Annotated in this window: 12 protein-coding genes; 6 read left to right on the top strand and 6 right to left on the bottom strand. The window is 41.6% G+C overall.

Features of this window, described 5'->3' with window-relative positions; genetic code table 11:
• The first annotated feature begins 6 nt into the window (after positions 1-6).
• Positions 7-1,182, top strand: coding sequence for an MFS transporter (locus B9T38_RS03630; protein ID WP_251992204.1), 1,176 nt, complete (start codon positions 7-9; stop codon positions 1,180-1,182).
• Between the two features lie 53 nt (positions 1,183-1,235).
• On the opposite strand, the gene B9T38_RS03625 is transcribed toward B9T38_RS03630, so the two are convergent.
• Positions 1,236-1,688 carry a DUF441 domain-containing protein gene (locus B9T38_RS03625; RefSeq protein WP_086195501.1) on the bottom strand — a complete coding sequence of 151 codons (453 nt, stop codon included), beginning with the start codon at positions 1,686-1,688 and terminating at the stop codon, positions 1,236-1,238.
• 139 nt (positions 1,689-1,827) lie between these two features.
• Between B9T38_RS03625 and B9T38_RS03620 the strand changes: the two genes are divergently transcribed.
• A complete protein-coding gene (locus tag B9T38_RS03620; RefSeq protein WP_086195500.1) occupies positions 1,828-2,538 on the top strand; it encodes a pseudouridine synthase in 711 nt (236 codons plus the stop codon).
• A gap of 3 nt (positions 2,539-2,541) precedes the next feature.
• Here the strand turns inward: B9T38_RS03620 and B9T38_RS03615 are convergent, their stop codons facing one another.
• The 3 genes from B9T38_RS03615 to B9T38_RS03605 all read right to left on the bottom strand — a co-directional run bounded on the left by B9T38_RS03615 (position 2,542) and on the right by B9T38_RS03605 (position 4,433).
• The gene (locus tag B9T38_RS03615) at positions 2,542-2,985 is read right to left on the bottom strand and encodes a GNAT family N-acetyltransferase (protein ID WP_086195499.1); all 444 of its coding nucleotides are present in this window, start codon (positions 2,983-2,985) and stop codon (positions 2,542-2,544) included.
• Between the two features lie 92 nt (positions 2,986-3,077).
• A complete protein-coding gene (locus B9T38_RS03610; protein ID WP_086195498.1) occupies positions 3,078-3,413 on the bottom strand; it encodes a type II toxin-antitoxin system RelB/DinJ family antitoxin in 336 nt (111 codons plus the stop codon).
• Between the two features lie 114 nt (positions 3,414-3,527).
• Entirely contained in the window at positions 3,528-4,433 is a 906-nt protein-coding gene (locus B9T38_RS03605; RefSeq protein ID WP_086195497.1) for a pseudouridine synthase, read from the bottom strand.
• Positions 4,434-4,583: 150 nt separating this feature from the next.
• On the opposite strand from B9T38_RS03605, the gene tsaE reads away from it, so the two are divergent.
• The 4 genes from tsaE (at position 4,584) to hfq (ending at position 8,583) form a co-directional block, all read left to right on the top strand.
• Positions 4,584-5,060, top strand: a complete 477-nt coding sequence (tsaE, locus tag B9T38_RS03600) for a tRNA (adenosine(37)-N6)-threonylcarbamoyltransferase complex ATPase subunit type 1 TsaE (RefSeq protein WP_086195496.1) — start codon at positions 4,584-4,586, stop codon at positions 5,058-5,060.
• Positions 5,053-7,026 carry a DNA mismatch repair endonuclease MutL gene (mutL, locus tag B9T38_RS03595; protein WP_086195495.1) on the top strand — a complete coding sequence of 658 codons (1,974 nt, stop codon included), beginning with the start codon at positions 5,053-5,055 and terminating at the stop codon, positions 7,024-7,026. Before tsaE ends, mutL begins: the two co-directional genes overlap by 8 nt.
• Positions 7,027-7,032: 6 nt before the next feature.
• The gene (miaA, locus tag B9T38_RS03590) at positions 7,033-7,977 is read left to right on the top strand and encodes a tRNA (adenosine(37)-N6)-dimethylallyltransferase MiaA (RefSeq protein WP_086195494.1); all 945 of its coding nucleotides are present in this window, start codon (positions 7,033-7,035) and stop codon (positions 7,975-7,977) included.
• Between the two features lie 90 nt (positions 7,978-8,067).
• The gene (gene hfq, locus B9T38_RS03585) at positions 8,068-8,583 is read left to right on the top strand and encodes an RNA chaperone Hfq (RefSeq protein WP_086195493.1); all 516 of its coding nucleotides are present in this window, start codon (positions 8,068-8,070) and stop codon (positions 8,581-8,583) included.
• A gap of 210 nt (positions 8,584-8,793) precedes the next feature.
• On the opposite strand, the gene B9T38_RS03580 is transcribed toward hfq, so the two are convergent.
• Both B9T38_RS03580 and B9T38_RS03575 read right to left on the bottom strand, forming a co-directional pair.
• Entirely contained in the window at positions 8,794-10,104 is a 1,311-nt protein-coding gene (locus tag B9T38_RS03580) for a peptidylprolyl isomerase (RefSeq protein WP_086195492.1), read from the bottom strand.
• Complete coding sequence (locus B9T38_RS03575) at positions 10,104-12,551, bottom strand: LPS-assembly protein LptD (protein ID WP_086195491.1); 2,448 nt, start codon at positions 12,549-12,551, stop codon at positions 10,104-10,106. Before B9T38_RS03575 ends, B9T38_RS03580 begins: the two co-directional genes overlap by 1 nt.
• Positions 12,552-12,626: the final 75 nt, after the last annotated feature.

Raw genomic sequence — 12,626 nt, 5'->3', positions numbered from 1 at the left:
AAGGTTGTGAGTGCCGTGCGTTGGCTCAGCAAAGATTTATGGATTATTGCAGCAGGATTTGTCGCTGCCATGCATGTAGGCAAGTTGCCACCCGCGGTTCCTGTACTCCAAGCCGAGTTAGGCATCAGCTTGGTGCAAGCCGGTTTTTTATTGTCTCTGGTACAGGTTGCCGGTATGTGCATGGCACTCGTGCTGGGTAGTTATACCGCTAAAATTGGCTTAAAACGCTGTGTACTATTGGGCTTGAGTTTACTCGCATTCGCCAGTTTCACTGGTGGTTTTGTGCAGGAATTCCCGGCGTTGCTGGCACTGCGTGTGGTTGAAGGTTTCGGATTTTTACTGATTACCTTAAGTGGTCCTGCTTTTATCCGCCAACTGGTTCCGCTCGAGCAGTTACAAGCCAAGATGGGGCTGTGGAGCGCCTATATGGGAGGCGGAATGGGAATAGGCTTACTGTGTACGCCATTCCTGATCAATAGTATGGGCTGGCAAGGGGTTTGGATGTGTTTCGGGATATTATCACTGGCTTTGGCAGCTGTGATTTACAGGGTTATTCCCGCAGTGCAGACCCATACCCAGTCGGTTGCAATATTTGATTTAATTAAACTGACTTTAAAACATCCTCCAGCCTGGATTCTGGCCGCTATTTTTGGTGTATATGCCGGACAATGGTTGAGTCTGGTGGGATTTTTGCCCAGCATTTATCAGCAATATCAAATTCCTTTAGCCGTGGCAGGAGCCTTAACGGCAATCGTGGCGATTGCCAATGCTGTTGGCACCTTTGTGTGTGGCTTACTGTTACAGCGTGGTTTGCGGCCTCAAACTTTAGTCCAAACCGGTTTTGCCACCTTAATGGTCTGTGCCCTGAGTTTTTATCTGTTACGCGAATTCTTGCCCTTTATTCTGCAATTTATATTGGTTTTGAGCTTTTCATTATTTGGCGGTTTGGTCGCAGCGGTCGTATTTTCTCAAGTATTAAATTTTTCCGCAAAGCCGATTGCCATTACCACTACAATAGGATTGGTCTTGCAATTTTCCGCCACATCTCAATTTCTGTTGCCGCCTTTGATTGCCTCAATTGTACTGGCCACAGGTGGATGGTTTTGGGTGGGAATTTTAATGGCAAGCATGTCCCTGATTGGCATGCTTTTAACCAGAATTTTATTTCGAAAAGCTGCATAAATTGTGCAGATCAAGCCTGTCAATCATCCGTTGTCAGGCTTAAGAATAAAAAATCAAGAATGACCAATAAACAGGGTTAATATTCCAGTAGCGATCAAAGGGCCGACAGGAACGCCGTGCAATACTGCCACACCTGCGACCGTACCAATCAGCAAGCCTGCAACCACGTCAGGTTGGGTGCTCATCAGTTTGACTCCGCGTCCACCCAGCCAGGTAACCAGTACGCCAATGGCGATGGCAAGTAAGGATTTAAAACTCAAGAAGGATTTTAAAATGGCATCGCCGGGAATTTTGCCACTGGCAATCGGAGTCAGAACGCCAATAGTTAAAATAATGATGCCAATATTTAAACCATGTTGTTGCAGATAGGGAAAATATTCACTCAGCGGGGTAATGCGAAAAACGATTAGTACACCTGCAGCAATCGTTACGGCACTATTATGGCTAAAGATACCACAGGCCAATAAAACCAGCAGGACAATCAGGTTTAAATCTAGATGGGACATTATTTAAAGGGAGAAATTTATAAATCATCGCTATTGTATAAGGTTTTGATGGAAGATTTGCCCGAAAAAGCAGGAACAATAAAAATACCCCTCATTTCAGTATAGAATGCGCATTCCGTGAGAGTAAAAGGTTAGGTCTATGGTGTTGGAAAAGATGTTGCAATCCCAGGGTTTTGGTTCGCGTAAGCATTGCCAGCAGCTTATTAAAAACGGAGCGATTGCCATTCAAGGTGAAGTCATCAGCAATCCAAAACATAAACTGGATTTAAATGATTTAACTTTTACGGTCTATGGTGAAACATTTGATTATCGGGGAAAGGTGTATATTGCCTTAAACAAGCCGCAAGGTTATGAGTGTTCCCATCAGGCCACCCATCATTTTAGCGTATTCGATTTGTTTGATGATGTGTTGATGAATCGTGGCTTGCAGTGTGTGGGGCGTCTGGATCAGGACACCAGCGGATTATTGCTACTCACGGATGATGGACAATTTCTACAGGCCTTAACCCATCCGAAAAAACATGTGGCCAAAGTTTACCGTATGCAAACCGCTGATGCTGTAACGGAAGAGCAAATTCAGCAGTTAAAGCAGGGGGTGGAATTGCGCAATGAATCGGGTATTTTTGCCGCGACTGATACCATTCTACTGGCTGAACATGAATTGCAGCTGACTATTCATCAGGGCGTTTATCATCAGGTCAAGCGCATGCTGGCCGCAGTGGGGAATAAAGTAGAGCGATTGCATCGTCAGCAAATTGGCGCTTTGGAGTTAACAGATTTACAAGAAGGGCATTGGATCTATTTAAGCCCAGAACAGGTGGAATTAGCCAAGACAAGAATGACAGCTTAATTGTTATTTCAGGAAACAATGATAGGTTTGGAATTCATCATCTTTGACAAAACCCATTTTTTGATAAAGCTGATGGGATTGATAATTATTCTTTTGCGTCTGTAGGCTGATACGTTGAGCATTTTCATGACGTGCAAATAAAATCGCAGTATCGATGAGCTGTTTGGCTGAACCCTGACGACGAAAAGTCGGGGTGACGTAAACATCATCCAGAATGTAATAGGTGCTACAGGCGACTGATGAAAAGCCGAGATATAATAAAATAAAACCGGTAAAAATATCATCTTTTACATGAATGAAAATGATGCTTTCCTGATTTTGAAATCGCTGCTTTAAAAATTGATAAGATACATCCAGATTAGAAGAAGCACCATAAAATTGACGGTATTCATCAAATAAAACAGCAAGGGGGTGTAAATCTTCTAAAGAGGCGCGTCGTACAATCATGCGATACTCCATGCTTTTTTATAGTCTTTGCATGAAGCATACCTAAGTTTTTATGAGAATTTTTCTAAATTTTGTTTGTAAATGCGACAGTGTTAAGTTTTGTCACTTTCACCCAAAATGGCATTCAGTTCTTCAAAAAGGTCAAGATGGTCGTCATCCAGATCAAAGTCCTGATCATGAGAAACAGCCTGTTCTGTAGAGGTGTTTGAAAGGTTTTGTTGTTGCTTTAATTTTCGGATTTTTTGCAGTTGATCAAGGTTAATATTCTGATTTTCAATAGAAAATGGAATAGATTTTGTTAAAACAACTTGTTTGAAAAATAGTCGGACTGCTTGTGCTGGCGTAATGCCCAATTGTTTAAATACTGCAAAAGCATGCTTTTTTTCTTGGGAATCCAGTCGTATTTGATAAACTTCGGTTTTTCTCATGATTTTTAAATACGTCTAATTACTTAACTTTTCAGCATTTATTTTAATCAAATTGAATGTAATTTCAATATTCATACGTTCGATTTACCAAAATATTTTGTAATGACAAAGATATTACAATGTTAGGTCAAAATGGGATGAAAAAGTCATGTTCTGTCCACTCAAGGGGTCAATAAATGCAATATGTTTGGCTAACAGTTGCAGTGGTGCAGAAAAATCATCTTCTCTTTTATGTTGTACTGTTGGATAAAAGGGATCGTTTTTAATGGCAATGCCTAAACTACTTAAGTGCAGTCGCAGTTGATGTTGCTTGCCAGTGGTTGGTCTTAGCTCATATTTTCCCCATGCTCTATCATGTTCGATCAGATTAATCTCTGTTTCACTATTTATTTTGCCTTCAACCACTTGCATGGTATAGAAGGGTTCACCTTTTTCCATACGATAACGTGTATAACATGGAAATGTTAAAGTGGCATGAAACGGTGCAATAGCGTGATAGGTTTTTTTCACCTCACGTTTGGCGAACATCTCCTGATAGATTGCACGGCTGGCAACCTGTTTGGAGAATAAAACCACACCGGCAGTTTCGCGATCTAAACGATGAATCGGGGTTAGAAATTCATTGCCGGTCTGTTTTTTTAATCGTACCAGCAGGGTTTCCTGTACGTATTGCCCCGTCGGACTGATGGTTAAAAAATGTGGTTTATCGATGACCAGCAAATGTTCGTTTTCAAATAAAACTTTATGTTCAAACGGAACGGGTATTTCATGGGCTAAAAAACGGTAATAGAACACATGACTATTTTCATTATAAGGTGCATCAACCGTTAAGATATTGCCTGCGGCATCATAAATTAAAGCGTCAGTAAAACGTTGTTGCCATTCAGCAGGCTTGATATGCGGAAATTGTTGACAAAGATATTGATATACACTGTCTGGTGCAGGAGAGGTTTTAGGAAGAAAAATTTTACTTGCGCTAACACCATCAATCATGGGCGGAAGAAATTCAGTACTGGTCATGTGATTTGTCGTAGATCAATCTGCTGTGCATAAAATCACTGCTATTTACAATGAAATGCAGGAAAAGTTCCATATTTGGAAGTGTGAACATGGGCAATAAAGCGGTGCGATGCTATCATAATTGTTCTTTTGAATCTTGTCGTGAGTAATATGCAGTATTCATTTAATTTGGCTTTAAACAATGAAGACGATACCCAAAATTTAGCACAGGTTTTGGCGCAGCATTTTACAACGGGTGTAATTTATTTAATTGGTGATTTAGGTGCCGGTAAAACCACACTGACACGCTATTTTTTGCAAAGTTTAGGCCATCAAGGTGCGGTAAAAAGCCCCACTTATACCTTGGTGGAACCGTATAATATTCATGGAAAAGATATCTTCCATTTCGATTTATACCGTTTAAATGACCCTTATGAACTGGAGCTGATGGGCATTCGTGACTATTTGGAAACGCCGAATGCGCTATTTTTATTTGAATGGCCATCCAAAGGTGGCGATGAAATTCCACAGCCTGACCTGATTATCAATATTGAAAAGTCTGAAGATGAACTGACGCGTACTGCGAGTTTAAGTTTCTCTTCTGCAGCATTAAACCAAGCATTAGAGAGCCATTTTAACAATGCGTGATAATTTAAGCGAACGTCGTATTCATACCCTTAATTCTGCACTGGCGAACCAGATTGCAGCAGGTGAGGTGATTGAACGTCCAGCATCAGTGGTGAAAGAATTATTAGAAAATTCAATTGATGCGGGTGCGACGGAGCTTGTTATTCGGGTTGAGCAAGGCGGCAGTACCCTGATTGAAATCATTGACAATGGTCATGGGGTTCATCCTGACGATTTGGCTTTGGCCGTCATGCGGCATGCCACCAGTAAAATCCAGACAGCAGATGATTTACATGCCATTGTCAGCTTGGGTTTTCGTGGTGAAGCTTTGGCATCGATTGCTGCGGTGTCACGCCTGACCCTGATTAGCAGTCAAAATGATGAAGGCATCGGTTATCAGGTTGAAGTAAACGGCACCGCTTTTGATCATCACGAAATTCAGGCGGTTGCAACACAAAAAGGCACCCATATTCGGGTACAGGATTTATTCTTTAATGTACCGGCGCGTCGCAAGTTTTTAAAGAAACAAGGCACCGAATTTGGCCACATTGAAGAAATCGTGCGCCGTCTGGCACTCACTCATTTTGATATCCGTTTTGTCCTGGAACATAACAACACGATTCGTTTGAATTTGCCGGTTGCAGATAGTGGTGAGCTGCGTTTCCAGCGTGTGCAACAGCTTTTGGGCCGACAATTTACCGAAAATGCGTACTGGATTGATGCTGACAGTATCAATATGCGCTTGTCCGGATGGTTGGGGCATCCCTCAGATGCGCGTGCTCAAGCCGATTTGCAATATGTGTATGTGAATGGTCGGATTGTCAAAGACAAAACGATTTCACATGCCTTGCGTATGGCCTATGATGGCATTCTGCATGGTCATCAACATCCGGCGTATTTGCTGTTTTTAGAAGTTGATCCTGAAAATATTGATGTCAATGTGCATCCAACCAAACATGAAATCCGTTTTTTAAACCAGCGTGAAGTACATGAGTTTGTACGTCATTTTGCTAAAGAAAAATTGTCTGAATTTCAAACGGCCACAGCAGAACTGGCTTCGGCCATGAAAAGGGATGAAGCAGACCAGATTGCTGCGCTGCAGCCGCAACCACGTTATCAGGAACAATTTCAACTGCATAAAGTGGTAGATGCGTATACGCCACAACCGGAAGCGCAAATTTCCACCGATTTGCTCAGTGATTTTAATGCCAGCAGTCCGCAAACGGTACATTATGCTTCATCTCCGGCTGCAAATAGCTATGTGGGTTCACAACAGCTGAATAATGCCCTGAAAAGCTATCTGGCACCGTTAAGAGAAGAAATTGATACTGTTTCTTCTCAAATAAATAGCCTAAGTAATGGTGATAATATTGAAAAGCTGCAATCGACCTATGTAGATGAGCATCCACTCGGGATTGCAATTGCACAGTTACACGGCATTTATATTCTGGCACAAAACTCTGAAGGCCTGATTATTGTCGATATGCATGCCGCACATGAACGCATTGTGTTGCAGCAAATGAAAGCCGCATGGGATAAGCCTGAATTCTGGACATCACAACAATTGCTGATTCCTAAAGTAATTAGTATTAGCCGTATGCAAGCCATGCGGGTGGATGATTTAAAAGAACAGTTGGCACGTTTGGGCTTGGAAATAGATCAATATGGCGATGAGCAGGTGATTGTGCGCGGAGTTCCTGCCATTTTGCACAAGGCAGATTTTGCTGCTTTGGTTCCTGAATTGCTCAATGATCTCGATCCCAATGACGAAGTACAGGGATTGTTGCAAAAGCGTGACCAAATTTTAGCAGGTATGGCCTGTCATGGTGCTGTACGTGCGCATCGTATTTTAAGTCTTTCGGAAATGAATGCTTTACTGCGGCAAATGGAACAAACCGAATTTGCCAGTCAGTGTAACCATGGACGTCCAACCTGGCGTGCATTTCCACTTTCACAATTAGATAAACTTTTTGCTCGAGGAGAGTAGTTGTACATGTCGAATCAATTGCCGGTCATCAATTTAATGGGACCAACTGCAAGTGGTAAAACCGCTTTGGCATGTGAGCTTTATGAGCAGGGTCATTTTGAGCTGATCTCTGTTGATTCTGCACTGGTCTATCGAGATATGGACATTGGTACCGCGAAGCCAACGAAAGAAGAGCAGGCACGTTATCCGCATCATCTAATCGATATTATCACTCCATTAGAAGTATATTCGGCCGCCCAGTTTGTAGAAGATGCCTGTAGCTTAATTGATGATATCCATGCACGTGGTAAAACACCTATTCTGGTGGGTGGTACCATGCTGTATTTCAAGGCTTTATTAGAGGGATTGTCAAGTAATTTGCCCAGTGCCGATTATGCAGTACGTGCAGAAATTGAGGCTAAAGCAGAGCGTGAAGGCTGGGAGTCAGTTTATCAGGAATTATGTGAGGTTGATGCTCTGGCGGGGCAGAAATTTAAGGTCAGTGATAAACAGCGCATCATTCGTGCTTTGGAGGTATTTAAGCTGACCGGACAGCCAATTACAAAACTACAAGCTGAACAACCCAAAAATATACCATATCGCTACACATTTCATAATCATGCCTTATTACCTGATCGTGTAGAATTACACAAGCGTATCGAACAACGTTTAAAAACCATGTGGGATATCGGATTTTTACATGAAGTGGAAGGACTGATTGAAAAATACGATTTAAATGATAATTTGCCATCCATGCGTTCAGTTGGTTATCGTCAAGCTCTAGAATTTATACAAAAAAGTGATCTAAGTATCAAAAAACGACAGGAAATGGAGGACAAGTCTTTATTTGCAACACGACAACTGGCAAAACGTCAATATACCTGGTTAAGATCTTTGCAAGAATCGCATAATTTTAAAACATATTTGACGGTCAAGCAGGCTCAAGAAGACTTGCGAAAGTGTTACGGATAAAGCAAAATTTAATAACTATCTTTTTTATAATTTTTATTGAGAAATAAAGATAGTTTTTTGCGCTGATTTTTAATTTTTTGGAGTTATAACATGTCTAAAGGTCAAACTTTACAAGATCCGTTCTTAAATTCTCTCCGTAAGGAACGTATTCCTGTTTCTATCTTCCTTGTGAATGGTATTAAATTACAAGGTCATATTGAATCATTTGACCAATATGTAGTTTTGTTAAAAAATACTGTAAGCCAAATGGTTTACAAACATGCGATTTCTACAGTTGTTCCTGCACGTAATCCACGTCCTGCTGGTGCTCCTGCTGGTGCTCAAGGTGCTGGCGGTTTTGGTGGTGGTCAGCCTCAAGGTGGCTTCGGTGGTCAAGGTGGCTTCGGTGGTCAAGGTGGCTTCGGTGGTCAAGGTGGCTTCGGTGGTAATCAAGGTGGTTTCGGTGGCCAAGGTGGTTTCGGTAGCCAAGGTGGCTTCGGTGGACAAGGTGGTTTCGGTAGCCAAGGTGGTTTTGGTGGTCAAGGCGGCTTCGGTGGTCAAGCAAACCCAGGTTTTGAAGGCGAAACAAAATTTGAAGATTCTCAAGACGATGAAAATAATCGTTAATTGTTAATTCTTAAAAGCCTCTCTTTATGAGAGGCTTTTTTATTTTGAAGCAAATGAATGGACTAAAGACTGTAGACAATTCATCTATGCTTGCTCAATTTGGGCATAAATTTATATATGAAATATCAATAAACCTTAATCAGTATTCTTGTGGGTAATAAAAAACCAGTTGCTTAAACAACTGGTTTTTTTGCTCAAATCAATTGAGGATTATTTATTTTTTTTACGGTCCAGATTTGGGTCTTTGACTTCTACAAAGGCATTACTACGAATTTCACGTAACCAGCTATCCAGTTCAGCATCGAATTGACGTTCACCCAGAATTTGACGTGCCATGCGTTGTTGATATTCACGCGTCATATCTTGTTGGCGCATATCTGTAACCTGAAGAATGTGCCAGCCAAATTGAGTCTGGAAGGGTGCACTGATCTGACCGACAGCCGTGTTTTTCATTTGCGCCTCAAATTCAGGTACCATAACGCCCGGGTTCACCCAACCTAAGCTGCCGCCATCACGTGCAGAACCCGGATCATTGGAAAAAGTTGATGCCAATACGGCAAAATCTTCACCCGCTTTTAAGCGGTTATAGATACTGTCAATTTGTTGTTTGGCATTTTCAGGACTTACTACTTCCGAAGGCTGAATGAGAATGTGACGTGTCTGGTATTGCGATACGATTGCTTTTTGCGCACCACCTTTACGTTCAATCAATTTTAACACATGAATACCGTCTCGCACTGGAATCAGGTCTGTAGTCTGACCTTCTTGCAGCGTACTTACACGGGCTGCCAGTTCAGCCGGGATATCAGACAGGCTTCTAAAGCCCATATCTGCACCCTCCACTTTAACTGTCTTGGTAGTGAACTTTTGGTCAATCGCTTTAACATCATTGCTGTTATTCAGTTCAGCTTTGACAAGTTTTGCAGTTTTTTCTAAGGCTGCTTGGTCATCACCAGATACACGGATATGAATAACATGCGCTTGGTTCCCTAAAGCAGCTTGACCTTGTGGCGTCTTTAAGAAGTTTTCTACATCCTGATCGCTAATTTTAATACGGGACATCACCACTTGTTGACGCAGGCGATTAATTGCTAAATCTTCTGCAATACGATTGCGCAAGGATTCGTAAGTCCCTGGTGCAATACCGTCAAGCTTTTGCTGGAAGGCTTCTAAACTTTTGCTTCCAGATTGATCTGCGACCTTAAGCACCGCTTCATTCAGTTCTCTTTCATTTGGCTTGATATTGTAGCGTTTAACTTGTTCAAGTTGTGCTTGACGAATAATGAGTTGGTCAAGTACCTGTTGCTGTAAATATTGTTCTGGTGGCAGCTGTTTTTTTTGTGTTTCTAGTTGATGTTTGAGTTCTGCGATACCTTGTTCTAAATCACTTTTTAAAATGACACTGTTATCTACCACTGCAACCACTTCATCTGAGGATTGAGCAAATGTAGTCATTGATGAAGATAAGGCTAAAGCAAGTGCAGTCGCTTTAAAAAAATGTTTTAACTGTATTGTCTTCATTAACGTTGTGTCCAAGATTGATTAATATTATTGAAACCTAAAATACGGTTTTCTAGTAAAGATGAAAGCTTGTTGTTGAAACCGCCTAAGCCTTTGAGGCTAATTTCCGCCATAATGGCACGTTTAGGTGAAACACCATCATCATTCACGTTGTCTAGGTCATTATAGTAAGAGCGGCCATACACTGAAATGCCCCAGCAACAGGACTCATAATTTACACCGAGTAAATACTCGCGAGCGACATTATTGTCCATGTCATATTGGGCATGACCTAAAATACGCCAGTTATTTGCTACAGGTTGAATGAATGATGCGACAACCTGATCATACTGGTCTTGACGGTTCGGAATGTCTTTGCGGTAGAAATAACCCAGATTATAAAGATTTCCCTGATTACCTGTGTAATACAATTGCAGATCACGCTGTGCATTATCGCCATTCGACATCCATGCGGAATTTGCACCAACGGTGAAATTTTGTGACAGTTGGCTAGATACACTTAAAATAGGGCCGGTACGACGTTCAGTATCAAACTGATCAGTTTCATTTTCTAGCGTTACCCGGCGATCTTCAAAAAAGAAGCTTTGACCCACGCTGGTTTTCAAGCGTTCCAAACCTACTTCATCAAACAGGCTATAACTTAGTCCTAAAGACAGGAAATTATTGTCTTCTAAACGGTCATGTCCATAGAAACGACGTGGACTGAATAACTGATCATAATTGATGGATGCAGGAGCCGAGTCAAAGTTTGGATGCCCATCCTGGTTTTTATACGGTGCATAGGCATAAAAAGCGCGAGGAGTAAGTGTTTGCAGATATTTACCTTCTTTTTCAAAGGTTAAACCGGTATCTAAAGTGAATTGGGGGACGGTGACGGTCTTTGTTTCATCTGATGAGCTAATATTCTGAGCAGCAATTGTATTTTGATCATATACGGTATTTATATTGCGCAGTGAAATCTCAGGAATCATAAATGACCAAGGAGTACGATAGTTGTAACGCACTGCAAAATCATTGTAAATACGGGTACCGCTTGGTTCGTTGTTTGGGCTATTGAAATCAGTAATATCTTTTTTAAAGTAAGCGGTGTCATTATTGAATTCATATTGCAAACCTAAGGGATTGCCAGTTTTATAATTCAATAAAAATTGTGGCAGACGTGCATAAGGGCGGTCTACAGATGAAACGGTATTATCGAGCGTTTGGAAATTTTCAACTTTGAGTTGTGCAGATAATCCTGGAATTCCATTGCCGTAATTGAGCTGCCAGGCACGGCGCAAGTTTAATTCTGTTTTTGAGTTGGGATTGTTATTTAAATCAGAGAAATAGTCTTTATCTGAAACATAGTTATATTCAATATTGGTAGAAAACTGGTTGTTGATTTGCCAGTTATGTAAGAATTGTAAGCCTTTACGGTCTTGGTCATTGTATTCGTTATCTGCAGCCAAGTAGCCGCCCGATACTCTGCCAGTGCCGTAATTTTTTGTTAAATAGCGGAATTCGCCTTCAAGCATTGCGCCTCGATTACCGATATAGCGCGGTGTAAGGGTTGCATCGTAATTAGGTGCCAAGTTTAAATAAACAGGAACTGTAAGTTCTACGCCACCATCGTTGGTAAATCCAAAACCTGGGGTCAAAATACCGGTAGTGCGACGGTCATCAATCGGGAAGTTGAAATAAGGTACTGCAAGCACCGGTACTTCTTTGACATAAAGTTTGGTGCCGCGCGTTTCACCGCGTCCGGTTTCTTTATTTAAGGTAATTTTATCAGCCTGAATTTTCCAGCCTGGTTTTTCATCGGGTGGACAGGTGCTGTAGGTGGCGTTATTCATCACCACTACATTTTCTGAAGTGCGGGCAATTTTTTCTGCACGGCCATGTGCATGCTGCTCTTCAGAAATATAAAAGCTGTTATTTAAATCGCCTTGCTGGGTCTTTAAGTTGTAATTGATCTGGTCACTTTGTGCCAGTAAGCCGGCTTGTGCCATTTGCACGCGACCTTGTGCATTGGCGTAGGTTTGGGTCTGGTCGATGGTGATTTTATCGGCACGAATTTGGCGGCCTTGCTGGTCAATTAATACATTGCCTTCAAGAACAGAGTCGCCATTCGGGTCAAAATGACCATAATCTGCAGTCACTGTAGATGTGGCATTGTCTGGATCTGCAGCTTTGGTCTCCGGACTGATTGGTGTAATCCAGGCACCTTTGCAATAAGCAGAGCTCAAATACTGCCCTTGACGTTGTTGAGCTTCAGGTGCTGATTTGTCTACATAGTATTGTTCAAAAAATTGTTGTCCAGGATATGACTCCTGAATACTGTCTTTCATTTTTTGGTTGTCGACAGTCGAAGCTGGAATTGTAGATTCAGCATAGCTTGAGATCGAGCTGCCACATAAAAGGGTTAAAATAGCAGTCGCTAAAGGATTAAATTTAAACTGATGCTTCATTTGTATCATTAACCAAGTATGCTTAATCGCAATTAATTATTCTCGCATCATAGAGAAAAAGTTGATAAGTGGCTA

This window comes from Acinetobacter sp. ANC 4218 (genome assembly GCF_002135245.1).
In the GTDB taxonomy this organism is placed as follows: domain Bacteria; phylum Pseudomonadota; class Gammaproteobacteria; order Pseudomonadales; family Moraxellaceae; genus Acinetobacter.
This window is presented reverse-complemented; position numbering and strand designations above follow the sequence as displayed.

Coding starts and splice junctions, on each gene's coding strand:
- B9T38_RS03615 (WP_086195499.1), bottom strand. CDS start 2,985: ATGATTGTACGACGCGCCTCTTTAGAAGATTTACACCCCCTTGCTGTT.
- B9T38_RS03580 (WP_086195492.1), bottom strand. CDS start 10,104: ATGAAGACAATACAGTTAAAACATTTTTTTAAAGCGACTGCACTTGCT.
- mutL (WP_086195495.1), top strand. CDS start 5,053: ATGCGTGATAATTTAAGCGAACGTCGTATTCATACCCTTAATTCTGCA.
- B9T38_RS03575 (WP_086195491.1), bottom strand. CDS start 12,551: ATGAAGCATCAGTTTAAATTTAATCCTTTAGCGACTGCTATTTTAACC.
- B9T38_RS03605 (WP_086195497.1), bottom strand. CDS start 4,433: ATGACCAGTACTGAATTTCTTCCGCCCATGATTGATGGTGTTAGCGCA.
- tsaE (WP_086195496.1), top strand. CDS start 4,584: ATGCAGTATTCATTTAATTTGGCTTTAAACAATGAAGACGATACCCAA.
- miaA (WP_086195494.1), top strand. CDS start 7,033: ATGTCGAATCAATTGCCGGTCATCAATTTAATGGGACCAACTGCAAGT.
- hfq (WP_086195493.1), top strand. CDS start 8,068: ATGTCTAAAGGTCAAACTTTACAAGATCCGTTCTTAAATTCTCTCCGT.
- B9T38_RS03620 (WP_086195500.1), top strand. CDS start 1,828: ATGGTGTTGGAAAAGATGTTGCAATCCCAGGGTTTTGGTTCGCGTAAG.
- B9T38_RS03610 (WP_086195498.1), bottom strand. CDS start 3,413: ATGAGAAAAACCGAAGTTTATCAAATACGACTGGATTCCCAAGAAAAA.
- B9T38_RS03625 (WP_086195501.1), bottom strand. CDS start 1,688: ATGTCCCATCTAGATTTAAACCTGATTGTCCTGCTGGTTTTATTGGCC.